The sequence below is a fragment of the Rhizobium sp. BE258 genome (assembly GCF_031457345.1).
Taxonomy (GTDB): Bacteria; Pseudomonadota; Alphaproteobacteria; order Rhizobiales; family Rhizobiaceae; genus Rhizobium.
In genome coordinates, this window is sequence record NZ_JAVDWL010000007.1 from 24,333 (window position 1) to 46,943 (window position 22,611).

Sequence of the window (22,611 nt, forward strand, 5' to 3'; positions counted from 1 at the left end):
TTCTATTTGGCCGTATAAGGCTTTAGCGCTTCGAGCAGTTTCAGCCCCGCTTCTGCGCGCGCCGTGTTGGGATAGTTGCGGTTGGCGATCACCACGAGCGCCGTCCGGGTCTTGGGGACCAGCATGACATAGGTGCCGAAGCCGTTGGTTGCGCCTGTTTTGTTGAGCAGGACAGCGTTTTGGGGCTCAAGCGGCTTTGCCAGTTGCTTCACCGGCTGGCTGTTCATGACCATCTCAGGCGCATTGCCTGCCAAGAGACGGTCGAGCTTCACCGGCCACGGATATTGCTCCCAGATCATGTCCTGCGTGAACGAGGCGGTTTCGAAATAGCCGGTATGGGTCTTGCGGATCGCCGCGGCGAGATCAGGGGCAAGGGCGGCCTGATCGAGGTTCAGTTCGAGCATGTGCAGCATGTCGCGCGGCGTCGATTTGATGCCGTAGGCTTCCTCGTCGAGGACGCCCGGGTTGACGCGGATCGGGCGGTTATCCTTGGAGTAGCCGAAGGCGTAGCGGTCTGCGGCGGTTTCCGGAACAGAGATGAACGTGCTCTTCAGGCCGAGCGCCGGGAAGAGGTCTTTTTCCGCCGCCTGCCTGTAGCTGACTTCGAGACGCTGGCCGGCGATGCGGCCGAGCAGGCCGATGCTGACATTCGAATAGGAGCGCATCGTGCCCGGCTTATAGGGTGGCTTCCAGCTCTTGAGATAGGCCGTCAGCTCCGCGTCGTTGGTGACGTTGTCGGGAACCTGCAGCGGCATGCCGCCTGATGTGTGGGTGGCGAGATTGACGAGGGTGATCTTATCGAAAGCGCTGCCCTTCAGCTCCGGCAGATAGGTGGAAACAGGTTGCGAAAGCGAAACTACACCGCGCTGTTCGGCGAGCGCTGCCAGCGTCACATTAAAAATTTTACTGACCGAGCCGAGCTCGAAGATCGTATCAGGCGTGACTGGCGTCTTCGCCTCGCGCGAGGCCTCGCCATAGCTGTAATAGAACTGCTTTCCGTTGACCGAAACGCCGATGGCGAGCCCAGGAATATCAAATTGCTTGATGATGGGCTGGAAAGCGTCGTCTGCCAGCGTCTGAAAGGCTTTGTCCGTCAATTCCGCGGCATGAAGCGGGGTTGCCGATAGGGAAAGTACAATAAGGCAGTGTCTCATATTCACGGGGCGGCTCCTTGATATGCGCCGGCAAAATGGTCCGGCACGCGGTCGATAGCGCGGCCGGGCGCATCGTCACAAACGATAAGAACTCGCAGGAGACCCTAGATAAATTTGGGCATGTGTCGCCGTCAGGCGCAGATCTCGCGAACGCAGCCGCGCAGCCAGCGATGCGCCGGATCGGCATCCATCCTGGGATGCCAGAGCAGCGAGATGGTGATCTCCGGCGCGGCGAAGGGAAGCGCGAAGCTGTGGAGACCGGCGCGCAGGTTGCCGGTATAGCGCTCGGGCACGCTGGCGATCAGATCCGAGGCGCGCGCCAGTGCCAGTGCTTCGGAAAAGCTGCCGACGGCGGTGACGATCTCGCGTGCCAGCCCGATCGCCCGGAGCGCCGTATCGACGGGTCCGCCCTCCAGCCCGCGGCGGGAAATCTGGATATGGCGGCCGGCCGTATAGCGGGCGGCGCTCATTGCGCCTTTCGCAAGCGGGTGGTCCGCCCTGACGACGCCGATGAAGCGATCGTGAAACAATGCCTGGGCGCGGATCTCCGGCCCGGTCGTCTCGCCGATGACGCCGGTTTCAAGATCGGCCTCGCCGTCGCGCAGGGAGGCGCTGTCCTTGTCCTGCTTTGGCAGGAAGCGCAACCGGACGCCGGGGGCGCGCTCTGCGGCGAGGCGGATCAGGGCCGGGCCGAAATTCTCGACGAAACCATCGCGGTTGCGCAGCACGAAGGTGCGCTTGAGCTGCGACAGGTCGAAGGCTTCGGCCGGCCGCAGCAGCGTCTCGGCCTCTTCACGCAGATGGCTGACCCGCTCGCGCAGCTCGAGCGCCCGCGGCGTCGGCACCAGACCGCGCCCGGCGCGCACGAGAAGCGGATCGCCGACGGTTTCGCGAAGCCTGGCCAGCGCCCGGCTCATCGCCGAAGGGCTGAGCCGCAGGCGCCGGGCGGCGCGCGCCACGCTACCTTCGGCCAGCAGAACATCAAGCGTATAGAGGAGGTTGAGATCGGGCTTGGTCATGGTGCCTCCGGTTGGCGATCGCGATGATATGGCGTTCTATGCACGAATGAAATGCAAATGATGCGTATTCCGCCATATCTCCGGTGGCGCTAGGCTTCTCTCGGCTCCTCTTCAGGAGCATTTGAGAACGGAGTGCTTTGCATGACCATCCCCCTTCGACCCACCACCTCCGATGTGGCGCCAATCGCTGCGGCGCCGGTGCGGGGAGCGCTGGCGAGCCTGTCGCTCGCGCTGCTTCTTTCCTCGCTCGGCACCAGCATTGCCAATGTCGGTCTGCCGGTGCTGGCGCAGGCGTTTTCAGCCAGTTTCCAGCAGGTTCAGTGGGTGGTGATCGCCTATTTGCTGGCGATGACGGCGCTGATCGTCAGCGCCGGACGGCTCGGCGACCTGATCGGGCGGCGCCGCCTGCTGATGGCGGGTATCCTGCTTTTCACCGCGGCATCGGCGCTTTGCGGACTGGCGCCGGCGCTCTGGGTTCTGATCGCCGCCCGGATGCTGCAGGGGCTGGGCGCAGCGGTGATGATGGCGCTTGCCATTGCCATGGTGGGCGAGGCGGTGCCGGAGGAAAGGACCGGCCGGGCGATGGGGCTGCTCGGGACCATGTCGGCGATCGGGACGGCGCTCGGTCCTTCGCTCGGCGGTGTGCTGATTGCGCTGGCCGGCTGGCGGGCGATCTTCCTCGTCACCGTGCCGCTCGGTTTGATCGCCTTCCTGCTCGCCCGCCATTGCCTGCGGGACGGGGAGAGGAGCAGTCCAGCGTCGCGCCAGCGCTTCGATCTGGCCGGTACGCTGCTTCTGGCACTGGTGCTGGTTGCCTATGCGCTGGCGATGACCATCGGCCGCGGCAGCTTCGGCATGTTGCAGGTTGGGCTGCTGGCGGCTGCCGCGACTGGAACGGGTGCGTTCCTGTTGGCCGAAGCGAGGGTAAAGTCGCCGCTGTTTCGGCCAGTGATGCTGCGCGATCCGGTGCTGGCGCCGAGCCTTGCGATCAATCTCTGCGTGGCGACGGTGATGATGACGACGCTGGTCGTCGGGCCGTTCTACCTGTCGCGCGGCCTGGGGCTCGATACGGCGATGACGGGGGCGGTCATGTCGATCGGCCCGCTGATCTCGACGGTGAGCGGCGTTCTGGCCGGGCGGATCGTCGACCGCCTTGGTGCCGGAAACATGGTGATGGCAGGGTTGGCGGCGATGGCAGCCGGGGCACTGGCGCTCTGCGCTCTGCCGGGTCTTGCCGGCTACATTGCCGGGATCGCGGTGCTGACGCCGGGCTATCAGCTGTTTCAGGCGGCCAACAACACGATGGTGATGACCGGCGTGGCGGCGGGGCAGCGTGGCGTCATCTCCGGCATGCTGGGTCTCTCGCGCAATCTCGGCCTGATCACCGGCGCATCGGTGATGGGGGCGATCTTTGCCGCAGCGCTTGGCGGTGCGGATGCCGCGGCGGCGGCGCCGGATGCCATTGCAGCAGGCATGCGGCTGACCTTCGCTGTCGCGGCAGGCCTGATCATCGCCGCCATCGCCATTGCCGGAGTGGCCCGGTTTGCCGGCGCGCGGCGTGCCGATGCCGCAGGCGAGATGTGACGATCAGACTGGCGCTTTCAGATCAAGCACCCCGAGAAACAGCCGCAGCTCCCGCTCCACATAGTCGGCAGCACGGCCTTCGGCGGGGAAGCCCCACCAGAGCAGTGAGCCCTGCCATTGCGACAGCATCAGCCGGGCCGAGGTTGCGGGATCCGGCGCGGCGGAGAGGCATTCGGCGAGGGCCTCCGTCAGCGCCTTGGCCCAGGCTGCACCCCGGGCACGGAGCAGCGGATCGCGGAAATCTTCGCGCAGCACGAGGAGGCCCTGGGCATAGGCGGCCGCGTCCTCGCCGTAATCCTGCGACAGGCCGGTGAGCAGGGCGACGGCGCCGCCAGGGGTCTTTTCCGAAGACGCGGCAAGCTTTGCTGTCTGGGCATCCAGCCCATCCCAGGCATGCATGAGTGCCGCCCGCAGCATCGCCGCCTTGGTGCCGAAGCGCTGGACGAGGGTGGAGCCGGAAAGGCCGCTGACCTTGGCCACCGCGCCGAAGCTGGCCGCATCCGGCCCCTCGGCATGGATGAGGGCGAGAACCATCTCCAGAAGCTGCTCGTCCTGAAGGGTGCGGGTGCGCGGCATTGCATTTCCTCTTGCGTTCGATACAAATATGAACGAACGTTCGTTTATAATCAATTGCCTGCTGGGAGATGCGGGCGGATTTTGGTTCTAGCGTGGAGGATTTGGTTATGACAGCGGATCTGACAGGAAAGGTGGCGCTGGTGGCCGGCGGAACGCGCGGCGCCGGGCGGGGGATTGCCATCGAGCTTGGTGCTGCCGGGGCGACCGTTTATGTGACCGGCCGCTCGACGCGAGCGCAGCGCTCGGAATACGACCGGCCGGAGACGATCGAGGAGACGGCGGAGATGGTGACGGCAGCGGGCGGCCGGGGGATCGCCCTGCGCGTCGACCATCTGCTGGCGTCTGAGGTGGAGGCGCTGGTGGGGCGGATCCGCACGGATGAGGGCAGGCTGGATATTCTCGTCAACGATATTTGGGGCGGCGAGAACCTGACGGAATGGGACAAGCCGGTCTGGGAACACTCGCTGGAAAACGGCCTGCGCATGCTGCGGCTGGCGATCGACACGCATTTCATCACCGCCCATTACGCCCTGCCGCTGCTGATCGAAAGGCCGGGCGGACTGCTGGTGGAGATGACCGACGGCACGGCCGAGTACAACGCCACGCATTACCGGCTGAACCCCTATTACGACCTCGTCAAGACAGGCGTGATCCGCATGGCCTGGGCGCATGCCAAGGACCTGGAGAAGCACGGCTGCACCGCCGTTTCGATGACGCCGGGCTGGATGCGCTCCGAGATGATGCTGGAGATTTTCGGGGTGACCGAGGAGAGCTGGCGGGACAGTACGATCGCGCCACCGCATTTCGTCATTTCGGAAACCCCGCGTTTCGTCGGCCGCGCAGTGGCGGCCCTGGCTGGCGATCCGGAAAAGGCGCGGTTCAACGGGCAGTCGCTGTCGAGCGGCGGGCTTGCGAAGGTCTATGGCTTCGACGATGTGGATGGATCGCGGCCGGATTGCTGGCGGTATATGGACGAGGTGGTGGAGACGGGGAAGGAGGCGGATCCGGCTGGGTATCGGTGAGGGTCAGGTTGCATCCTGCGGATCGAGCAGGTTGATCTCGGGAAAGGCTGAGAAGTGCCTGGTATTCCGGGTGACGACGGTCAATTGATGCAGCTTGGCGGTTCCGGCGATCAGGGCGTCGGCCATTCCCGGGTTATGGCCGTTTCTCTGGGCGGCTGCCTCCAGCGCGCCGGAGGCCAAGGCAACCTTGGCATCGACGGCGAGAATTCTGTCGCCGAACGTCTCCTCCAGCGAGGCAAGCCATGCACGGTAGCCATCGGCTTTTGCGGTTGCACCCTTGCCGATCAACAGATGGATGCCGCGCTCGATCTCGTGGACGGTGACGGCGGACAGGAACAACCGGTCGTGGCGATCCTGCGCGTCCAGCCAGCGGCTGAAACGCGGCGGACCGCTGCGGCCGGGCGAGAGCAGCGAGATGGCATCGGTATCCAGCAGATAGCCGTTCAAAGCTCGATATCCCGCGAGGGGCTGCTGTTGCGTTCAAATACGGCGTCGTCGCCCGGGAATGTCTGAAGGAAAGCGGAAAAGCTCGGGCGGTTCGGCCGCATGGCAGCCTTCGCGACTTCCGCGGCTTCCACACTGACAAGCACGGCAGTCGGCTTGCCATGGCGGGTGATGGTGATGAACTCACCATGAAGCGCCGCTTCGACGTAGTCTGAAAATCCGGCCTTCGCATCTTTAAGGCTGATGGTCGTCATGTGATGGAGCCTCAAGTGGTCATATGTGACCAATTTAGTGGATGCGATGATGCGCCGCAAGCCCTAGCCATCTAGCAATCCGTGCAGGCTTTTCGGTGCCACGTTCAGCCAGGCCTTGCGCACCAATTCCTCGGTCAACGCGTCGCTGGCGAGCATGTGGTAGAGGCGGGTGGAGCCGCGTTCGCCCCAGCCGCCGGGGACAGGAAGCGTCTCGTCCGGGGCGATTTCGAGGGTGAGTTTCTGCTGGTCGGGGGTGAGGCGGACGACGCAGTAATCCTGATCCGGAAAGGTCAGGAAAATCTTGCCGCGCACGCGAAAATCGCGTGTGCCCATATGGGCGCTTTCGGCCGTTTCCGGCAGGGAAAGCGCGAAGGCTGCCAAGTGTTCCCGGTCCATGGCGGATTATAGCACGGCAGGGGCATGGGCCGGAAGCGAGGCGGTCAGGCGGCCGCCTTCTTCTCGATGGCGGCGCGGTCGAGCGCCCGTTCCAGGGCTTCGATGCAGACCGGATCATGGCTTTGGCCGGCGCCTTCCCAGAGGATCGACAGCGCCTTCGAAATCGGCATTGCGGAACGGTAGGGGCGGTCGGCGGTGAGCGCGTCGAAGACGTCGGCGGTCGAGACGATGCGGACTTCCATGGGGATGGCTTCGGCGGTCAAGCCGCGCGGATAGCCCTTGCCATCAAGGCGCTCGTGGTGGGCGCCGCCGATAACAGCGGCATCCGAAAAGGCATGGATGCGCGACAGGATCAGCTCGGAAAATTCCGAATGGCGCTTCATCTGCACCCATTCCTCGCCTTCCAGCTTGCCCGGCTTGTCGAGCACGGAATTGGAAACGCCGAGCTTGCCGATATCGTGGAGCAGGGCGGCGCGCTTCAGGAAGCGGCGGCCTTCGGCATCGATGCCCATCTCTTCGGCGATCAGATCGGTGAACAACGCGACCCGATCGCTATGGCCCGACGTATAGGGGCTTTTGGCGTCGATGACCTTGGCGAAGGCGGCGGCGATATCGTCGAGGTAATCGTCGTCCGCCATGATCGCCTGCTGGCCGGGCTCGCTGCTGAGCACGACCTCTTCCAGCTGATCGGACGCGAGCACCTGCCAGAAGTCAGGGCGGGCGGCAACGCGGGCAAAGGCGGCGCAAAGATCGGGATCGAACCAGGTGCCGGACCGTTTGGCGATCTCGGCCTTCGAGGCCTCCGGGCCGCCGCTCGCCTGAAAGATATCGGCGATCTGAGAGAGGAGCGCGATGCGCGAGAACAGCGGGATTTCAGTGCCTGAAAGGCCGATCGGCCGGCCGCCGCCATTCCAGTGTTCGTCGAGGCCGAGAATGCCACAGGCGACATCTTCGGAGAAGCGCATCATCCGGGCGATTTCGGCGCCGCGCTGACAGCGCGTCTGGATCAGGTCGGTGACGATCTCGCCGCCATTCTGCAGGATATTCAGGATGCCGCGGAAACGCTCGGCAAGGCCGGCCTGCATGCCGGTATGGCCGACGACGAAGCGCAGCACCTGGCCGAGGCTGCCGTCGACGAGCTTGAAATCGCGCTTGAAGGCGAGATCGTCGGCCAGATAGATCTCGCAGATGCGCGCCGCATTGCTGCTGCAGCCGAGGTCTTTCAGGAGCAGCGTGTAATAGAGATCCTGCAGGGCGCTGTCGGGCAGGCCGAGCTCGCGGCCAATATGGGTGCCGATGTAGCAGGCGCGGATGCAATGCCCGGGCGGCTGCCCCTCCGTCAGATCGAGCGCCTTGCTGAGCGCTTCGATTATTTCCGCAAGCCGGATCTGGATGCTGCTCATGATGGTGCCGCCTGAATAGGGTTCGGTTCAGTTGGCGCTGGGGAGATTGAGGAAGGGTTCAGGAAGGTGGTTAAAATGGGGAATTAAGTAATGAAATCAATATATTAGAATCAGGTAATAAAGCTTTTGCGTGATTTTAAATTTTAGGGTGATTTCAGATTGTAGGAAAATAATCCTTGACGGCGTGACGGTGGTTTGGTAGGGTTATGGCATAGTCGGAAAGTTGCGGCTGCGGTGACGCAGCAGGCTTTCGTGGTTGCGACGCTCGGGGTTGGTCCAGTGAATTGGCGACGCCTGCCGCTCCCTCATTCCTGTGGCCTTAGGGCTTTGCCCGCGGGATGTCACAGGAATCCAGTGCGCCCATGTCTATGGGCGCGGGAGACTTCTTATTTCTGTTGGCAATGAGTCATTCACGGCGCGGACGCGCCGTGGCTGGATTCCTGTGACGGGCACAGGAATGAGGGACGTGGGTGGGGTTGTCGTTGGGGTTTCAGCCGGGTTTCGACCCGGTTTTTTTATGTCCGCAGTTTGAGCGGGGCGGAGATTTTTCGATGATCGGTGAGGGTTTTGTGGCGGAGCTTTGCGGCTTCTGGCCGGAGAGGCGTGTCTATCCGGGCGCACAGTCTCTGGAGAGCGGCGGCTGGAGCGATGAACGGGTATGTGACGCGGTAGCGGCCTACCGGCTGGAGACCAAGTCGGAGGCGTTGCCGGGCGATGAGCTCCGGGTGATGCTGAACCAGATGACGGCGGAGATGCGGGAGCAGTTTGCCGCCTTCGTCGAGCTGCGCAGGGGCGCCGAAATTGCCGCTGACGGTGGCGACGAGGCGGCGGGCAAGCTGGCGCGGGCGGATCTGAAGGCGGCTGTTGATGCCATGGGGCTGATCGTCCGTACGCTGGAGAAGATCGACCAGCTGCAGCGCCAGCTGGCCCGCGACCGGGAAATCGAGATGGAAAGCCGCGAGCAGGTCGAAGGCTATGCGGCGGCCAAGCGGCAGTTGCTGGAGATCATCGAGCAGCGTGCCGAGGAGAAGGCGGCTGTGATCGTTGCCGCCAGGATGAGGGACTTGCAGGCGGGCGGGGAGGCGAACCGGGATGACGGGATTTCCGCGGCCAGGGCAGACGGTGCGGATGGCCTCGGCGCGGCAGAAACGCCGGGCGGAGGAAAAGCGGCTGAAGGCGGCGATGGCCGGTGCGATGTCGGCGGCCGAGCGGCTGCACCGCGGCTTGGTGGGACTTGGCGCTGAGCATGAGGCAGCGCGGGAGATTGTTGGTGCCGGGCGGCTGGCTGTCGAGGCGCGTTCGGATGCGTCTGCGAAAGTAGGAGCCTGGCCGATGGAGCTCGATGCCGGTCTTTCGGCGCTGCAGAAACTCGATTTCATCGGCGAGCCGCTGCTCGAAAGCTTTCCCGCGGCGCTCAGGGACTGGCAGCTGACGGGCCGGCTGGAGCAGAAGCCGCCGGAGGGCGATTGGCGGACGTGGTTGCTGCTTGGCGGACGCGGTTCCGGCAAGACGCGGGCGGGGGCGGAATGGGTGCATGCGGTGGCGAGCGCGGGGCAGCGTTCGGATCTGCGGATCGCGCTGGTGGCCGAGACGCTGGGCGATGCGCGCGAGGTGATGATCGACGGCATTTCCGGGATCTGCAGGATTGCGCGCCGCAACCGGCCGGAATTTGAGATTTCGCGGCGACGGTTGGTCTGGCCGAACGGCGCGGTGGCGCAGGTCTTTTCCTCCGAGGATCCCGAGAGCCTGCGCGGACCGCAGTTTCATATGGCCTGGTGCGACGAGCTGGCGAAATGGAAGCATGGGCAGGAGACTTTCGACATGCTGCAGTTCGGCCTGCGGCTCGGCAACCGGCCGCAACAGCTGGTGACGACGACGCCGCGGCCGGTACCGCTGTTGAAGGCGCTGATGGCCGACGAGGGGACGCGGCTGACGCGGATCAGCACGCTGGCCAACCGCGCCAATCTGGCGCCCGGTTTCATCGACGCGCTCGACGCCCGCTATGGCGGCACGCGGCTCGGGCGGCAGGAGCTGGATGGAGAGCTGATCGAGGACCGCGAGGACGGGCTGTGGAAGCGCGGCCAGATCGAGGCGCTGGCGATCCGCTTTGCCGGAACGCTGCGGCGCATCGTCGTCGCCGTAGATCCGCCGGCCGCGGCCGCTCCGGCCTCCTGTTGCGGCATTGTCGTGGCGGGAGTGGAGCCCTCGGGGCGGGCGGTGGTGCTGGCCGATTGCTCTGTCGAGGGCGCGAGCCCGGCGGGCTGGGCGGGTGCGGTGGTGCACGCCTATCACCGCTTCGGCGCCGACCGGGTGATCGCCGAGATCAACCAGGGCGGCGATATGGTCCAGACGATCCTGAAGAGCATCGACGCGACGCTGCCGGTTTCGACGGTGCGCGCGACGCGCGGAAAGTTTTTGAGAGCAGAGCCGGTGGCGGCCCTCTACGAGCAGGGAAGGGTGGTCCATGCCGGGCGCTTTACGGCGCTGGAGGACCAGATGTGTGATTTCGGCCCGGATGGGCTTTCGAACGGCCGCTCGCCCGACCGGCTGGATGCGCTGGTCTGGGCGCTGACGACGCTGGTGCTCGAAGGCGGCGGCGAACCGCGGGTCAGGGGTATATGACGCTTCGCCGCTCGCCTTTCGCGCCGCAGCGGTTTATCGCTGCTTCGGCGGCTCGGCCGGACGCGGTGGCTCGCGAGTCGGCCGCACCTGACGCCACTCGTTTTCCATCTGGTCGACGAGGTGCTGGGGAATGGTGGTCTGGGTGTTGGCGGGCGTCTGCATCGGTCTCCTCTCCGGCTGCGAAGGCAATATGAGGAATGCATGACACAGCTTAAATAGGTTGTAAATCAGGGGCTTAAACGCCTTAAACGATTGAAATCATTTTAATCGATTAGGGCCGCGACGATTTTCAGGGTTATCCACATGGACCGCAGGATTTTCTTCGACGAGGTGCGCGCTGGCCTGTTCAAGGGCACGCTGCAGCAGCCGCAGGTAGAGGGCATGAGCGCAATCCTCGACTATTGGCAGGCGCGCCATGCACGGGACGACCGGCGCTGGCTGGCCTATATTCTGGCGACCGCCTTTCACGAGACCGCCTACACGATGCAGCCGGTGCGCGAGACGCTGGCCGACAGCGACGAAAAGGCGATCGAAATTCTCGACCGGGCCTATGCGGCGGGCAAGCTGTCTTGGGTCAAGACGGTCTACTGGCTGCCCGACGAGGACGGCAAGAGCTGGCTGGGGCGCGGGCTGGTGCAGCTGACGCACAAGCGGAATTACGAGGCGATGAGCCTTTTGACCAGCATCGATCTGGTGGCCGCACCTGATAAGGCAATGGAGATGGGCACGGCGGTGAAGATCCTCGTCGAGGGGATGATCGCAGGCAGCTTCACCAAGCACCGGCTGGCCGACCATCTGAACGGCGAAAAGGACGATTGGGTGAACGCCAGGCGCATCGTCAACGGCACGGATAGGGCCGAAAAGCTCGGCGATTACGGCAGGCTTTTCGATGCGGCCTTGCGCCGCGCGGAGCCTGAGGGCCTCTGGCAGCGGTTGAAGGCCTGCCTTTCGCGTGTTATCGCCCGGCTCTCTTAAAGACCGAGCAAGGAGTGCGCCCCGTGATCCGCCATATCGTTTTCTTCACCGTGCCGGAAGAAAACCGCGAGGCGGTGCGCAAGGGCCTGTCGGTGCTGACAGGCATCCCGCATGCGCTGACGCTGGAGATCGGCGAGAACGTCAAGACCGATCAATGGGGCAACGCGGTGGATTTCGTCGTCTATGGCGAATTCGCCGACGAAGCGGCATTGGCGGCCTACAAGGCGCATCCGGATTACGAGCTTTCGACGCGGACGGTGAAGCCGCTGCGCGACACCCGGGTGGCGGCGGATTTCGATAGCGGGTTGGCGGTCACGCGGCCGATTGTAGGGTAGGTAGGGTTGCAGGCCGCAAACCTCTCCCTTCCTCATTCCTGTGCTTGGCACAGGAATCCAGTGTGTCCATGTCGATGGGCGCGGGAGACTATTTCCAATAGGCATCCGAGTTACTCACCGCGCGGACGCGCGGTGGCTGGATTCCTGTGACGAGCACAGGAATGAGGGAGGGTGGGGTGGCCGTTGGCCTCTCATCTCCAGCCTTTCAACAAGGGACATCATCATGAACATCCGGTCTTTCCTGCCGTGGGGCTTCACGGCGGGCCGCAATGCTGTGGCCGAAAAGAAAGCGGCGTCAGGGTTTCTGTCGCTGGCGGCGCAGGGGCAGGCGAGCTGGACGGGGCGGTCTTATGCGGCGCTGTCGCGCGAGGGGTTCATGAAGAACCCGGTGGCGCATCGCTGCGTCCGGCTGGTCTCGGAGGCTGCGGCCTGCGTGCCGTTTCTGATCTATGAGGGCGAGCGGGAGCGGCCGGAGCATCCGGCCGCGGCACTGCTGCGCCAGCCGAACGGGCGGATGGGCGGGCCGGATTTTTTCGAGGCGCTCTATGGGCATTTGCTGCTCTCCGGCAATGCCTTTGTCGAACCGCTGATGGTGGGGGCGGCGCTGCGCGAGCTGCATCTCTTGCGGCCCGACAGGATCAGTGTCGTCGAGGGGCGGGACGGGTGGCCGGAGGCTTATGACTACAGAGCCGGCGGATCGGTCCGGCGGTTTGCGGCGGAGGCCGAGGGGATGGCGCTGCTGCATCTGAAGCTCTTTCATCCGCTCGATGATCACTTGGGTTTTCCGCCGCTGGCGGCAGCACAGGTGGCGCTCGATCTCTCCAATGCGGCGGCGAGCTGGAACAAGGCGCTGCTCGACAATTCGGCCCGTCCCTCCGGCGCGCTGGTCTATCAGCCGAAGGAGGGCGGCAATCTTTCACCGGATCAATATGAGCGGCTGCGCCAGGAGCTTGATGACGGTTATTCCGGGCCGATGCGCGCCGGGCGGCCGCTGCTCCTGGAAGGTGGGCTGGACTGGAAGGCGATGGGCCTGTCGCCGAAGGACATGGATTTCGTCGAGGCCCGCAACGGTGCTGCCCGCGACATCGCGCTCGCCTTCGGCGTGCCGCCGATGCTGCTCGGCATTCCCGGTGACAATACGTTTGCGAATTATCAGGAGGCCAACCGGGCCTTCTACCGACTGACGGTGCTGCCGATGCTGACGCGGACGGCGGCTTCGCTTTCGGCCTGGCTGGGTGGGGCCTATGGCGAGGGGCTGCGGCTGGAGCCGGATCTGGATAAGGTGGCCGGGCTTTCGGCCGAGCGCGGGGAGTTGTGGGCAAGAGTGGGGGCGGCGGGGTTCCTGACGGATGAGGAGAAGCGGGAGGCGGTGGGGTATTGAGATTGAGGCGCGCGGGGCAATTTGTTATACGTGGTATTACAAATTGGAGATGCCGCCATGCCGAAGCCTGTTCTTTCCGATCCGATCGCCCTGCGTCTTCCCGAGGACATGCTGAAGGATATCGAGACGATCGCCAAGGCGACGGATCGCACGCGCAGCTGGGTGATCGTGCGGGCGCTGAAGTATTATCTGCAGGCGGAGGGGAAGGATGTTCTCGACGTGCTGCACGGCGAGGCGCAAATCCGTGATGGTGAATTCGAGGATGCCGAGCGTCTGATGAACGAACTGGTTGCGGCATCGAGGCCTGACGCGGCTTAGATGAAAGTCATCATCTCCAAAGATGCTGCTGACTATCTCCGGCGCGAGCGGGCCCATATCGCCGAGCACGATCCGCGTGCGGCAGAGGGTGTGATGCGCCAGATCCAGGCGGCGATCCGAACGCTTGGTGCTTATCCCAATGCGGGCGTGGCCGCTCTGCCGCTAGCCGGCCGGCGCCGGTTTGTCGTCGCACCCTATGTCATCGATTACAGCATCACGGAGCACGCCGTGCATATAGTTGTGGTCCGCCATGGACGGCAGAACGATACGAGCATGGAAATCGACGGCGATGATGATTTCGAGGCGGGTGGCGAGTGATCGTTCAAGCGCGATTGCCTGTTGGCGCGACCTATTTGCCCGAGTTTTTCAGCGGTGAAGAGGCCGCGCGGATTGTCGCGGCGCTCGATGCCGGTCCTTGGGACACGACGCTGAAGCGGCGGGTGCAGCATTTCGGTTACCGCTATGACTATCGGGCCCGGGCTGTGACCGGCGATGCCTATCTCGGGCCGCTGCCGGACTGGCTTTCTGGTGTCTGCCGGCGGCTTGCCGGTGAGGGTTATTTCGAACGTCTGCCGGATCAGGTGATCGCCAACGAATATCTTCCGGGGCAGGGGATCAGCGCGCATGTCGATTGCGTGCCGTGTTTCGCGGACCGGATCGCTTCGCTCAGCCTGCTGTCGGCTTGCGAGATGGTGTTCCGGCATGCCGCAGGCGGCGAGCGCTGCAGCCTGATGCTGGAGCCGGGGTCGCTGCTCGTGATGGAGGGCGCGGCGCGGTATGACTGGACGCATGAGATACCGGCACGGGCCGCCGATAGTGTCGATGGCACGAAGCGGCCTCGCGGGCGGCGGTTGTCGCTGACCTTTCGCAATGTGATCCGGAGCCTTTGAACGGCCGGATACGGATGCGTTGAATCGGCGTGTGAAGCGGCTGATCCAGCCTGCCAGCAAGACTGTGCAAGCGATTCATAAGATTCGTTGAAACGCGATTGGCGGCGACGCCGGTCCGCATTGGCCGTGAGCCTTTGTGGGCCATCCGCGTGCTCATCCTCAAAGGGAGTTTGACGATGGCTGACTTTTCCAATGATGGCGGGCTCTGGGCCAGCCGGGCGCTGGGGGCATCGGCAGGGGCGGCGGTGTCGCTGATCTATCTTTTGCCGAAGAGCAGGCGGGAGGCGGCGAGCCGGTTCTTTTCGGGGCTTTCCTGCGGGCTGATCTTCGGTGGTCCCACGGGGATCTGGCTGGTGGAGCGGCTGGGGATCGCCGATCGTCTTTCGGCCTCCGAGGTCATGCTGTCCGGCTCGGCTGCGGCCAGCCTCTGCGCCTGGTGGGTGCTGGGGGTTTTGGCGCGGGTGGCGCGGCAATACCGAGCGAATAGTGAGTAGCGAATAGCGAATAGTTTTTGGGCTTGCGATCCGGCCGTGGCGGGCCGCACTGCCGCTATTCGCTATTCGCTATTCGCCCCCGCTCCCCCAAACACTTTCACATCCACAATCAGGAGCACAAACCATGACCGCATCGCTCATGGGCGCGGAGACGCGCAAGTTTGCCAATCTGGAACTGCGCCATCTCAAGCGCGACGGGACGTTTTCGGGTTATGCGAGCGTCTTCGGCGAGGTCGATCTCGGCAAGGACCAGGTTGAGCGCGGGGCGTTTCGCAAGTCGCTTTCGGAGCGTGGGGCCGAGGGTGTCAGGAAGCTCTTCCAGCATGACCCTTCCGAGCCGATCGGGGCGTGGAAGACGATCCGTGAGGATAGCCGAGGGCTCTATGTCGAGGGCGTGCTGGCGGATGGCGTGGCACGGGCCGGCGAGGTGCGGCAGCTGATCAGGAACGGGGCGCTCGACGGGTTGTCGATCGGCTTCAGGACCGTCCGGGCGCGCACCGATGCCAAGAGCGGTGTCAGGCGGATACTGGAGGCGGATCTCTGGGAGATCTCGATCGTCACCTTTCCGATGCTGCCTTCGGCGCGGGTGCAGAACATCAAGAATGCGCGGTGGTTCCGCGACAAGGAGACCGAGCTCGTCCGCGCCATGCGCCGGGCGGCAAGGGCGATGCTGACCGAAACCTTCAGATAGGATCGACATATGAGCGACATGACTGCGAAGACGGCGCCGGAGATCAAGGCGGTGCCGGAGACGATGACGGCTGCCTTCGACGACTTCATGGAGGCCTTCGAGGCCTTCAAGGAGACCAACGACCGGCGCCTTGGCGAGATCGAGGCGAAGTTCACCGACGACGTCGTCACCCGCGACAAGATGGACCGCATCAACCGGGCCATGGACGATCAGAAGAAGCTGCTCGACCAGCTGGTGCTGAAGAAGGCACGGCCGCCGCTGGGGCGCACCGGCGCCGGCGGGGCTGATACGGCCGAGCACAAGGCGGCCTTCGAAAACTATATTCGCCGCGGTGACGAGGCGGGGCTGCGAGAGATCGAGGCGAAGGCGATGTCATCGGGAACGGGCGCGGATGGCGGCTATCTGGTGCCGCCGGAGACCGATAGCGAGATCGGCCGCACGCTTTCGGTGGTGTCGCCGATCCGGGCGCTGGCCACGGTGCGGCAAGTCTCGGGCTCGGTGCTGAAGAAGCCGTTCTCGACGTCGGGCATGGCCTCGGGCTGGGTTTCCGAAACGGCGGCCCGGCCGCAGACGGGCAATGCCCAGCTTGCCGAGCTGACCTTCCCGACCATGGAGCTCTACGCCATGCCGGCGGCGACCCAGGCGCTGCTCGACGATGCCGCCGTCGATATCGAGGCCTGGATCTCGGGCGAGGTCGATACTGTCTTTGCCGAGCAGGAGGGCACGGCCTTCGTTTCCGGCGACGGGACGAACAAGCCGAAGGGGTTTCTCGCCTATGCGGCGGTGGCCGACAGCGGCTGGAGCTGGGGCAATCTCGGCTATATCCCGACCGGGGCGGCGGGCGCCTTTGCCTCCAGCGGTGCTTCGGATGTGCTTGTCGATGCCGTCTATGCGCTGAAGGCCGGCTACCGGCAGAACGCCAATTTCGTGATGAACCGCAAGACGCAAGCGACGGTGCGCAAGCTGAAGGATGCCGACGGCCGCTACATGTGGCAGCCCCCGGCAACGGCCGGGCAGGCAGCGACGCTGATGGGCTTTCCGGTGGCCGAGGCCGAGGACATCCCGGATATCGCCGCCGGTGCGATGGCGGTCGCTTTCGGGGATTTCCGGGCGGGGTATCTGGTGGTCGATCGCACCGGGGTCAGGGTGCTGCGGGATCCCTATTCGGCGAAGCCCTATGTGCTGTTTTACACGACCAAGCGCGTGGGTGGCGGGGTGCAGAACTTCGAGGCGATCAAGCTGGTGAAGTTTGGGGTGAGTTGATGGGGTGAGTGGGGGGTAGTGAGTAGCGAATAGATTGGCTCTCTTGGCGGGTGTGGCCCCCTCATCCGCCTGCCGGCACCTTCTCCCCGAGGGGAGAAGGGGACTCGCGGCGCGCTCTCCGACTTCCCTTCTCCCCAGCGGGGAGAAGGTGGCCCGAAGGGGCCGGATGAGGGGGCTGCGGGCACTCGCTTTCATTATTTTATGGAGGCGAGGGTGGCGACCTCGTCTCACCCCATCTTTCAAACAAGGATTTCCAATGACCTATGCATTGATCACTCCGCCACTGGCGGAGGCGCTGGCGCTTGGCGAGGTGAAGGCGCATTTGCGGCTGGACGGGGATGAGGAGGATGGGTTGCTGATGTCGCTGATCCGCGTTGCCCGTAAGCATCTGGAGCGGGTGACGGGGCTTTGTCTGATGGGGCAGGGCTGGCGGCTTTATCTTGATTCAGTTCCTGAAGACGGGGTGATTCAGATTGCCAGGGGGCCGGTGCAAGCGATTGAAAGCGTGACGCTTTATGATGCCGGTGGCGAGGAAGTCTCGCTGCCGCTGGATGGGCATGTTCTGGATCGCAGCACGCGGCCGGCGCGGCTGATCCTCGGGCGCACTGCGGTGGCCGGGCGGGCGATCAATGGCATCGAGATCGATTTTTCGGCGGGCTTCGGCGAAACGGCGGCGGATGTGCCGGATACCCTGAAGCGGGCGATGGTGATGCACGTGGCGCAGATGTTTGCGTTCCGCGGCGCTATCGCGGTGGCCGATCAGCCGGCGGATATTCCCGATGGATACGACCGGCTGATCGCGCCCTTTCTGATGAGGCGGCTCTGATGCGGGCGGTGATGTTCGATCCCGGGCAGATGACGGCGCGCTTGCAGCTGGAGCGGCCGGTCGAGACGGCGGACGGGCAGGGCGGGGCGGCGGTTTCGTTTGAACCGGTCTGCTTGGTCTGGGCCTGCATCGAGCCGCTGGGCGAGATCCGCGAGGAGCGGGCGGGTGCGGAGATCGTGACGGTGACGCACAGGATCTGGCTCAGGTTTCGCACCGGTCTTGCTGCTGGCATGCGGCTGCGCAAGGGCGAGCGCATCTTCGCGATCCGGAGTCTGCGTGATCCCGATGAGGGCGGGCGCTATCTCGTATGCCTCTGCGAGGAGGACGGGCGATGACGGCGGTTGTGCAGACGATCACCGATCTCGCGGTCTTTCTGGCGAAACTGGCGCGGGATGGCGGCAAGCGGCCGAAGGAGACTGGCGATGAGCGCGACAAATGAACTGCTGACGGCGATCCATGCGCGGCTAACCGGCGATGCCGGGCTTCGCGATTTGATCGGGGCGGATGGTATCCGCGACAGGCTGGTGAGCGGCAAGCGGCTGCCCTGCATCGTGATCGGCGAGATGACGAGCGGCAGCATTCTCGAGGGCGAGGCGGGCGAGGAGCATCGGTTCTCGCTCGACATCTGCTGCGAGGAGGGCGGCCGCAAGGCGGCGGGTGAGATCGCGTCGATGGTATTGAGGTTGCTCGACGATGCGGCGCTGACGCTGCAGGGGCATCACCTTGTCGGGCTGCAGCACCTTTTGACGCGGTCGCGGCGCGAGGCGAAGACGCGCATGCACATGGCCGAGATGCGCTTCAGGGCAGTGACGGAACCGGTTGACGCGCCGCCTGCCTGACCATGGCGGCGAGCATCAAGACCAGGGCGAGCGCGATGGCCGCAAGCACGGCGCAGATGATGAGCGTCAGGCCGGTGCCGGAGCGGTCGAGCGTGGCGGTGAAGATGACGGGTGCTGCGGCATTGGCGAGGTTTTGCGGCATCGACAGACGGGCCGCCTGCAACCCGTATTCTTTGGCCGAGAAGAAGGACAGCGGCAGCAGCGCGCGTGCTACGGCGAGGATGCCGGAGCCGAAGCCGTACATCAGGATGAAGGTGACGAGGACAGGGGTCGAGGCGAACGCGAGCAGCATCGCGAAGCTTGCGAGCATCAGGCTGATGCCGACGATCGAGGTCAGGATCGGATTGCCGCGCTTGCCGAGCAGCATGTCTAGCCCGCGCGCCGAAATGCCGATGACGCCGCGCGCCGAGCCGAGCTGCAGCGCAAAGGCGGGCGAGGCGCCGGACTGGCGGAAGATTTCGATCAGCGACGGCGCCACGCCGAAGCTGACGAAGGTGCAGAGCGTGGTGGAGGCTGCCAGCAGCAGGAAGGCGGCGCGGCGCTGCTTGCTCGACAGCGCGATAGGCGGCGTTTCGGCAGCGGTACCCTGCGTATGCGTGGCGACCGGTTTCGGCAGTGCGAAAAGATGCAGCGGCAGGCAGATGAAGAGGTGGAGGGCGGCCGAAATCCGGAAGGCGGCGCGCCAGCCGAAGGCGTCGTTGAGCCACGTCAGCAGAGGCCAGAAAATGGTCGCCGACAGGCCGGTGAACAGCATGAGGATGGCGATGACGCGCTTGCCGTTCATCCCCTCGCGCTCGACGACGGCGGTATAGGCGGGCGCCGACAGGCCAAGCGCGCCGCCGAGGCCGATGACGATCCAGGCGAGCGCATAGAGGACGATGTCGTGCGCCGCCGAGAGCATGACGAGGCCGGTGGCGAAGATCAAGGACGAGGCGGCGAGCACTTTGGCGGCACCATGGCGCGCCAGCAGGCGGCCGGTACTTGGGCTGGCGAAGGCGGTGACCACCATCATGATCGTGATGCCGGCAAAGATGATCTCATTCGGCAGGCCGAGCTCGGGCGCGATGACGCGGCCCATGACGCCGAGCATGTCGAATGTGGTGCCCCAGCCGATGAGCTGGGTGATCGCGAGGACGGCGATCGTCTGCGCCGAGCGGAGGGGGAATGTTGGCATTGGTGCTGAAAGGCTTTGGGGCTGGAAATAGGGGTGGGGTTTAGCAGGTTTGGTGGGGGTGAGGAAAGGTTGGAGTCTGACGATCGAGAGCGTTTCGATTGTGGCCCCCTCATCCGCCCTACGGGCACCTTCTCCCCCAGGGGAGAAGGGGAAACCGCGAGCTTGACTTCCTTTCATGGCTCGGCGTCGCGGTACTTCCCTTCTCCCCGCGGAGAGAAGGTGCCCGAAGGGCGGATGAGGGGGCTTGGTTGCTGTGTGACGTGAGTCTCTCGCCGCGCAGACGCGCGGACAAGCAGTTTGAGCAGGTCTTTCGGATTTCAGGAGGGCAAGGGCATGGTGGCGCAGAAGGGCAAGGATCTGCTGTTGAAGATCCACAATGGGACGGGTTACGAGACGGTGGCGGGGCTGCGGTCGAAGCGGCTGGCGTTCAATGCCGAGACGGTCGATGTGACTGATGCGGAGAGCGCCGGGCGGTGGCGGGAGCTGTTGGGTGGGGCGGGCGTGCAGCGGGCTTCGGTTTCGGGCGCCGGCATCTTCAAGGATGCAGCGTCCGACGGGCTGGTGCGGGGCGCGTTTTTCAATGCGTCGATCTTGAACTGGCAGATCGTCGTGCCCGATTTCGGCGGCGTGACCGGGGCATTCCAGGTGACGGCGCTCGAATATTCCGGGCAGCATGATGGCGAGATCCTGTTCGAGCTGGCGCTGGAATCGGCCGGTGCACTGACCTTCGGAGCGCTCTGATGCGGGCGGCGGGGGCGAGAGCGAACCGTAGGCGCGGCGAGATCGAGGCGGTCGTCGATGGCGAGCGGCGGATTTTGTGCCTGACGCTTGGGGCGCTGGCGGAGCTGGAGACGGCCTTCGCGGCCGACGATCTCACAGGGCTCGCCGAGCGATTTTCGGCCGGGCGGCTGAAGGCCGAGGACATGATCCGCATCATTGGCGCCGGGCTTCGCGGCGGCGGCAATCTCTATTCCGATCAGGACGTTGCAGAGGCGAGCGTCGATGGCGGCATTGCCGGTTTTGCGGCTGTCGTCGGCGAGCTGCTGATCGCGACTTTTGCAGAACAACAGACAGAGGCGGGCGGCACCTCCCTCCGCCCCCTCTAGCCGCAGCGGGCGGGACCGCCGCACGCGCCGGGCCATTTCCCTGGACGCGCGTGCTGCATACCGGTCTCTGCCTGCTGCGGCTTTCTCCCGATGCCTTCTGGGCGATGACGCCTGTCGAGTTCTTCGCCGCGGCCGGTGGAATGATGCCGCGGGCCGCGGGGTTTTCGCGCGACGGGCTGGCGGAAATGATGGCGCGGTTTCCGGATGGGGTGGGGTGACGGCCTCATGCTATGATCCCGAGGTCACCGGATTCGGAGCTGAGATGGGGCAGGCGGACGGTATCTTTGCCAAGGGAACGATCACCTTTCCCTTCACGGATTGGGACGAGCGGCCGGCGGAGATGTTCGGCTGGTCGAGCAATCGGCTGGCCATGCTGTCCGCTGAACTCGCAACGGGCGAAAGCAGCGCATTCATGATCGTCCGGGACGGGCGTCTCATCTATCGCTGGGGCGACATCGCCTTCAAGTCTAGCGTGGCATCGGTGCGCAAGAGCCTAGTCAATGTGCTCTACGGCATGCTGATTGCCGAAGGGCGGATCGATCCGCAGCAGACGCTTGCCGATTTCAATATTGACGACATGACGCCGCTGACGGCGAGTGAGCGCAAGGCGACGGTCATGGATCTGCTGCGCGCACGCTCGGGCGTCTACCTGCCGTCGGTCTACGACACGGCGGACGGCAGGCCCGACAGGGGCAGCCATCCGCCTGGAACGCACTGGTTCTACAACAACTGGGATTTCAACGTTCTCGGTACGATCGTCGAGCGGGCGACGGGCGAGAATGTGCTGGAGGCGCTTGCGTCCCGCCTGGTGAAGCCGTTGCGCATGCAGGACTGCGCGCCGGGTGACGGGTGGTTTCAGAACGGGCCGGAGTCCATGCATCCGGTCTACAAGATCCAGATGTCGGCGCGGGATCTGGCGCGCGTCGGGCTTCTCTATCTCCGGCATGGGCGGTGGGGCGCAAAGCAGCTCGTGCCGCAGAGCTGGGTGCGGGAAAGCACGCGGCCGCATTCGGAGGTTGGCGCCGGGCGAGCGTATGGATTGCTCTGGTGGGTGACGGAGGCGGATGCCGAAGACGATCCGATGGCGGTGCATGTGCCGATGTTTTACGCCAGCGGCTGGGGCGGGCAGTATCTGATCGTGCTGCCGGAGCTCGATCTCGTCATCGTGCACCGCTCGGCGACGGCGCTGCGGGCTGGCCGCGGCGTCAGCCATGTGCAGATGGGCGAGATCCTGCGGCTGGCGCTTTCGGCGATGCCGCAACGGGGCTGAGTTTCACAGTTTTCAGGAGACATCGATGGAAGGTGACGACACCGGGCTTGGCCAGATGGCCGGGCAGGCCGATGAACTGCGCCGTGCGCTTGAGGATCTGGAGGGCCGGTCGCGGTCTTTCGGATCGGCGCTCAGCGGTGCGCTCCGAAGCGCCGTCAGCGGCGGCAAGGGGCTCGACGATATCCTGCGCGGGCTAGGAAAACGGCTGGCCGATATCGCGCTTTCGGCGGGAATGAAGCCGCTGGAGGGGCTGATCGGCGGCGCCGTATCCGGGCTTGCGGGTGGACTTGGCAAGATCGTGCCCTTCGCCGATGGCGGGGTGGTTTCGGCGCCGAGCTATTTCCCTCTCGGCGGCAATGTCGGGCTGATGGGCGAGGCGGGCAGCGAGGCGATCCTGCCGCTGAGGCGCGGGCCGGATGGGGCGCTGGGCGTGGCGGCAGCGGGCGGCGGCGGGACGCAGATCGTCTTCAATGTGACGGCCACCGATGCGCAGAGCTTCCAGAAGAGCGAGGCGCAGATTTCGGCGATGCTGGCGCGCACGGCGATGCGCGGCCAGCGCAATCTGTGAGGCTGAG

At 64.8% G+C, this 22,611-nt stretch carries 29 protein-coding genes and 1 pseudogene; 21 read left to right on the forward strand and 9 right to left on the reverse strand.

Annotation, left to right across the window (positions count from 1 at the left end):
* Positions 1-2 precede the first annotated feature (2 nt).
* Positions 3-1,154 (reverse strand): class C beta-lactamase, encoded by a 1,152-nt coding sequence (gene ampC / locus J2X43_RS22690; protein WP_310298669.1) that lies wholly within the window; start codon positions 1,152-1,154, stop codon positions 3-5.
* Between the two features lie 131 nt (positions 1,155-1,285).
* Positions 1,286-2,173, reverse strand: a complete 888-nt coding sequence (locus J2X43_RS22695; RefSeq protein WP_310297686.1) for a LysR family transcriptional regulator — start codon at positions 2,171-2,173, stop codon at positions 1,286-1,288.
* 141 nt (positions 2,174-2,314) lie between these two features.
* Here J2X43_RS22695 and J2X43_RS22700 point away from each other — a divergent pair, with 141 nt between their 5' ends.
* Positions 2,315-3,757: an MFS transporter gene (locus J2X43_RS22700; protein WP_310297688.1), complete on the forward strand. Its 1,443-nt coding sequence runs from the start codon at positions 2,315-2,317 to the stop codon at positions 3,755-3,757.
* 3 nt (positions 3,758-3,760) lie between these two features.
* Here the strand turns inward: J2X43_RS22700 and J2X43_RS22705 are convergent, their stop codons facing one another.
* The gene (locus J2X43_RS22705; protein ID WP_310297691.1) at positions 3,761-4,333 is read right to left on the reverse strand and encodes a TetR family transcriptional regulator; all 573 of its coding nucleotides are present in this window, start codon (positions 4,331-4,333) and stop codon (positions 3,761-3,763) included.
* Positions 4,334-4,440: 107 nt separating this feature from the next.
* Here J2X43_RS22705 and J2X43_RS22710 point away from each other — a divergent pair, with 107 nt between their 5' ends.
* Complete coding sequence (locus J2X43_RS22710) at positions 4,441-5,355, forward strand: SDR family oxidoreductase (RefSeq protein WP_310297693.1); 915 nt, start codon at positions 4,441-4,443, stop codon at positions 5,353-5,355.
* A gap of 3 nt (positions 5,356-5,358) precedes the next feature.
* Here J2X43_RS22710 and J2X43_RS22715 read toward each other — a convergent pair whose 3' ends face one another.
* From J2X43_RS22715 to J2X43_RS22730, 4 genes are all read right to left on the reverse strand, one after another.
* Positions 5,359-5,802, reverse strand: coding sequence for a type II toxin-antitoxin system VapC family toxin (locus J2X43_RS22715; RefSeq protein WP_310297695.1), 444 nt, complete (start codon positions 5,800-5,802; stop codon positions 5,359-5,361).
* The gene (locus J2X43_RS22720; protein ID WP_310297697.1) at positions 5,799-6,053 is read right to left on the reverse strand and encodes a type II toxin-antitoxin system Phd/YefM family antitoxin; all 255 of its coding nucleotides are present in this window, start codon (positions 6,051-6,053) and stop codon (positions 5,799-5,801) included. The genes J2X43_RS22715 and J2X43_RS22720 overlap by 4 nt, the downstream gene beginning before the upstream one ends.
* 63 nt (positions 6,054-6,116) lie before the next feature.
* On the reverse strand, positions 6,117-6,449 hold the full coding sequence (locus J2X43_RS22725; protein ID WP_310297700.1) for an MmcQ/YjbR family DNA-binding protein: 333 nt from the start codon (positions 6,447-6,449) through the stop codon (positions 6,117-6,119).
* Positions 6,450-6,493: 44 nt separating this feature from the next.
* Positions 6,494-7,852, reverse strand: a complete 1,359-nt coding sequence (locus tag J2X43_RS22730; protein ID WP_310297703.1) for an HD domain-containing phosphohydrolase — start codon at positions 7,850-7,852, stop codon at positions 6,494-6,496.
* A gap of 551 nt (positions 7,853-8,403) precedes the next feature.
* Here J2X43_RS22730 and J2X43_RS22735 point away from each other — a divergent pair.
* Together J2X43_RS22735 and J2X43_RS22740 are read left to right on the forward strand one after the other, a co-directional pair.
* A complete protein-coding gene (locus J2X43_RS22735; RefSeq protein ID WP_310297706.1) occupies positions 8,404-9,096 on the forward strand; it encodes a hypothetical protein in 693 nt (230 codons plus the stop codon).
* Between the two features lie 88 nt (positions 9,097-9,184).
* On the forward strand, positions 9,185-10,474 hold the full coding sequence (locus J2X43_RS22740) for a terminase large subunit domain-containing protein (RefSeq protein WP_310298672.1): 1,290 nt from the start codon (positions 9,185-9,187) through the stop codon (positions 10,472-10,474).
* Positions 10,475-10,507: 33 nt separating this feature from the next.
* Here J2X43_RS22740 and J2X43_RS22745 read toward each other — a convergent pair whose 3' ends face one another.
* Entirely contained in the window at positions 10,508-10,636 is a 129-nt protein-coding gene (locus tag J2X43_RS22745) for a hypothetical protein (RefSeq protein WP_310297709.1), read from the reverse strand.
* Between the two features lie 141 nt (positions 10,637-10,777).
* Between J2X43_RS22745 and J2X43_RS22750 the strand changes: the two genes are divergently transcribed.
* The 12 genes from J2X43_RS22750 (at position 10,778) to J2X43_RS22805 (ending at position 18,486) form a co-directional block, all read left to right on the forward strand.
* Positions 10,778-11,449: a hypothetical protein gene (locus J2X43_RS22750; RefSeq protein ID WP_310297712.1), complete on the forward strand. Its 672-nt coding sequence runs from the start codon at positions 10,778-10,780 to the stop codon at positions 11,447-11,449.
* 23 nt (positions 11,450-11,472) lie between these two features.
* Entirely contained in the window at positions 11,473-11,784 is a 312-nt protein-coding gene (locus J2X43_RS22755) for a Dabb family protein (protein WP_310297714.1), read from the forward strand.
* Positions 11,785-12,007: 223 nt separating this feature from the next.
* Complete coding sequence (locus J2X43_RS22760; protein ID WP_310297717.1) at positions 12,008-13,165, forward strand: phage portal protein; 1,158 nt, start codon at positions 12,008-12,010, stop codon at positions 13,163-13,165.
* A gap of 57 nt (positions 13,166-13,222) precedes the next feature.
* On the forward strand, positions 13,223-13,483 hold the full coding sequence (locus tag J2X43_RS22765; protein ID WP_112390964.1) for a CopG family ribbon-helix-helix protein: 261 nt from the start codon (positions 13,223-13,225) through the stop codon (positions 13,481-13,483).
* Positions 13,484-13,801, forward strand: coding sequence for a type II toxin-antitoxin system RelE/ParE family toxin (locus J2X43_RS22770; protein WP_310297721.1), 318 nt, complete (start codon positions 13,484-13,486; stop codon positions 13,799-13,801).
* Positions 13,798-14,373, forward strand: coding sequence for an alpha-ketoglutarate-dependent dioxygenase AlkB (locus J2X43_RS22775; protein WP_310297724.1), 576 nt, complete (start codon positions 13,798-13,800; stop codon positions 14,371-14,373). The genes J2X43_RS22770 and J2X43_RS22775 overlap by 4 nt, the downstream gene beginning before the upstream one ends.
* Before the next feature lie 176 nt (positions 14,374-14,549).
* Positions 14,550-14,867 carry a DUF6107 family protein gene (locus J2X43_RS22780; protein ID WP_310297727.1) on the forward strand — a complete coding sequence of 106 codons (318 nt, stop codon included), beginning with the start codon at positions 14,550-14,552 and terminating at the stop codon, positions 14,865-14,867.
* A gap of 124 nt (positions 14,868-14,991) precedes the next feature.
* Positions 14,992-15,558 carry an HK97 family phage prohead protease gene (locus J2X43_RS22785; protein WP_310297731.1) on the forward strand — a complete coding sequence of 189 codons (567 nt, stop codon included), beginning with the start codon at positions 14,992-14,994 and terminating at the stop codon, positions 15,556-15,558.
* A 9-nt stretch (positions 15,559-15,567) separates the two neighbouring features.
* A complete protein-coding gene (locus tag J2X43_RS22790) occupies positions 15,568-16,821 on the forward strand; it encodes a phage major capsid protein (RefSeq protein WP_310297734.1) in 1,254 nt (417 codons plus the stop codon).
* A gap of 256 nt (positions 16,822-17,077) precedes the next feature.
* Positions 17,078-17,647 carry a head-tail connector protein gene (locus tag J2X43_RS22795; RefSeq protein ID WP_310297737.1) on the forward strand — a complete coding sequence of 190 codons (570 nt, stop codon included), beginning with the start codon at positions 17,078-17,080 and terminating at the stop codon, positions 17,645-17,647.
* Entirely contained in the window at positions 17,647-17,982 is a 336-nt protein-coding gene (locus J2X43_RS22800; protein ID WP_310297740.1) for a phage head closure protein, read from the forward strand. Before J2X43_RS22795 ends, J2X43_RS22800 begins: the two co-directional genes overlap by 1 nt.
* An 87-nt stretch (positions 17,983-18,069) precedes the next feature.
* Entirely contained in the window at positions 18,070-18,486 is a 417-nt protein-coding gene (locus tag J2X43_RS22805; RefSeq protein ID WP_310297742.1) for a DUF3168 domain-containing protein, read from the forward strand.
* Here the strand turns inward: J2X43_RS22805 and J2X43_RS22810 are convergent.
* The gene (locus J2X43_RS22810) at positions 18,446-19,660 is read right to left on the reverse strand and encodes an MFS transporter (protein ID WP_310297745.1); all 1,215 of its coding nucleotides are present in this window, start codon (positions 19,658-19,660) and stop codon (positions 18,446-18,448) included. The two genes, J2X43_RS22805 and J2X43_RS22810, sit on opposite strands and share 41 nt — an antisense overlap.
* 333 nt (positions 19,661-19,993) lie before the next feature.
* On the opposite strand from J2X43_RS22810, the gene J2X43_RS22815 reads away from it, so the two are divergent.
* The 5 genes and pseudogenes from J2X43_RS22815 to J2X43_RS22835 all read left to right on the forward strand — a co-directional run bounded on the left by J2X43_RS22815 (position 19,994) and on the right by J2X43_RS22835 (position 22,604).
* On the forward strand, positions 19,994-20,401 hold the full coding sequence (locus J2X43_RS22815) for a phage major tail protein, TP901-1 family (protein WP_112540553.1): 408 nt from the start codon (positions 19,994-19,996) through the stop codon (positions 20,399-20,401).
* Positions 20,401-20,766 (forward strand): gene transfer agent family protein, encoded by a 366-nt coding sequence (locus tag J2X43_RS22820; RefSeq protein ID WP_310297748.1) that lies wholly within the window; start codon positions 20,401-20,403, stop codon positions 20,764-20,766. Before J2X43_RS22815 ends, J2X43_RS22820 begins: the two co-directional genes overlap by 1 nt.
* Before the next feature lie 44 nt (positions 20,767-20,810).
* Positions 20,811-20,984: pseudogene (locus J2X43_RS22825) on the forward strand (rcc01693 family protein); the annotation flags it as partial.
* 44 nt (positions 20,985-21,028) lie between these two features.
* The gene (locus J2X43_RS22830) at positions 21,029-22,036 is read left to right on the forward strand and encodes a serine hydrolase (protein WP_310297751.1); all 1,008 of its coding nucleotides are present in this window, start codon (positions 21,029-21,031) and stop codon (positions 22,034-22,036) included.
* Positions 22,037-22,061: 25 nt separating this feature from the next.
* Entirely contained in the window at positions 22,062-22,604 is a 543-nt protein-coding gene (locus J2X43_RS22835) for a phage tail tape measure protein (protein ID WP_310297753.1), read from the forward strand.
* The last annotated feature ends 7 nt before the right edge of the window (positions 22,605-22,611 follow it).

Coding starts and splice junctions, on each gene's coding strand:
- J2X43_RS22820 (WP_310297748.1), top strand. CDS start 20,401: ATGCGGGCGGCGGGGGCGAGAGCGAACCGTAGGCGCGGCGAGATCGAG.
- J2X43_RS22835 (WP_310297753.1), top strand. CDS start 22,062: ATGGAAGGTGACGACACCGGGCTTGGCCAGATGGCCGGGCAGGCCGAT.
- J2X43_RS22700 (WP_310297688.1), top strand. CDS start 2,315: ATGACCATCCCCCTTCGACCCACCACCTCCGATGTGGCGCCAATCGCT.
- J2X43_RS22770 (WP_310297721.1), top strand. CDS start 13,484: ATGAAAGTCATCATCTCCAAAGATGCTGCTGACTATCTCCGGCGCGAG.
- J2X43_RS22720 (WP_310297697.1), bottom strand. CDS start 6,053: ATGACGACCATCAGCCTTAAAGATGCGAAGGCCGGATTTTCAGACTAC.
- ampC (WP_310298669.1), bottom strand. CDS start 1,154: ATGAGACACTGCCTTATTGTACTTTCCCTATCGGCAACCCCGCTTCAT.
- J2X43_RS22695 (WP_310297686.1), bottom strand. CDS start 2,173: ATGACCAAGCCCGATCTCAACCTCCTCTATACGCTTGATGTTCTGCTG.
- J2X43_RS22800 (WP_310297740.1), top strand. CDS start 17,647: ATGCGGGCGGTGATGTTCGATCCCGGGCAGATGACGGCGCGCTTGCAG.
- J2X43_RS22765 (WP_112390964.1), top strand. CDS start 13,223: ATGCCGAAGCCTGTTCTTTCCGATCCGATCGCCCTGCGTCTTCCCGAG.
- J2X43_RS22805 (WP_310297742.1), top strand. CDS start 18,070: ATGAGCGCGACAAATGAACTGCTGACGGCGATCCATGCGCGGCTAACC.
- J2X43_RS22780 (WP_310297727.1), top strand. CDS start 14,550: ATGGCTGACTTTTCCAATGATGGCGGGCTCTGGGCCAGCCGGGCGCTG.
- J2X43_RS22790 (WP_310297734.1), top strand. CDS start 15,568: ATGAGCGACATGACTGCGAAGACGGCGCCGGAGATCAAGGCGGTGCCG.
- J2X43_RS22745 (WP_310297709.1), bottom strand. CDS start 10,636: ATGCAGACGCCCGCCAACACCCAGACCACCATTCCCCAGCACCTCGTC.
- J2X43_RS22730 (WP_310297703.1), bottom strand. CDS start 7,852: ATGAGCAGCATCCAGATCCGGCTTGCGGAAATAATCGAAGCGCTCAGC.
- J2X43_RS22740 (WP_310298672.1), top strand. CDS start 9,185: ATGGAGCTCGATGCCGGTCTTTCGGCGCTGCAGAAACTCGATTTCATC.
- J2X43_RS22760 (WP_310297717.1), top strand. CDS start 12,008: ATGAACATCCGGTCTTTCCTGCCGTGGGGCTTCACGGCGGGCCGCAAT.
- J2X43_RS22830 (WP_310297751.1), top strand. CDS start 21,029: ATGGGGCAGGCGGACGGTATCTTTGCCAAGGGAACGATCACCTTTCCC.
- J2X43_RS22785 (WP_310297731.1), top strand. CDS start 14,992: ATGACCGCATCGCTCATGGGCGCGGAGACGCGCAAGTTTGCCAATCTG.
- J2X43_RS22810 (WP_310297745.1), bottom strand. CDS start 19,660: ATGCCAACATTCCCCCTCCGCTCGGCGCAGACGATCGCCGTCCTCGCG.
- J2X43_RS22725 (WP_310297700.1), bottom strand. CDS start 6,449: ATGGACCGGGAACACTTGGCAGCCTTCGCGCTTTCCCTGCCGGAAACG.
- J2X43_RS22735 (WP_310297706.1), top strand. CDS start 8,404: ATGATCGGTGAGGGTTTTGTGGCGGAGCTTTGCGGCTTCTGGCCGGAG.
- J2X43_RS22795 (WP_310297737.1), top strand. CDS start 17,078: ATGACCTATGCATTGATCACTCCGCCACTGGCGGAGGCGCTGGCGCTT.
- J2X43_RS22705 (WP_310297691.1), bottom strand. CDS start 4,333: ATGCCGCGCACCCGCACCCTTCAGGACGAGCAGCTTCTGGAGATGGTT.
- J2X43_RS22815 (WP_112540553.1), top strand. CDS start 19,994: ATGGTGGCGCAGAAGGGCAAGGATCTGCTGTTGAAGATCCACAATGGG.
- J2X43_RS22710 (WP_310297693.1), top strand. CDS start 4,441: ATGACAGCGGATCTGACAGGAAAGGTGGCGCTGGTGGCCGGCGGAACG.
- J2X43_RS22750 (WP_310297712.1), top strand. CDS start 10,778: ATGGACCGCAGGATTTTCTTCGACGAGGTGCGCGCTGGCCTGTTCAAG.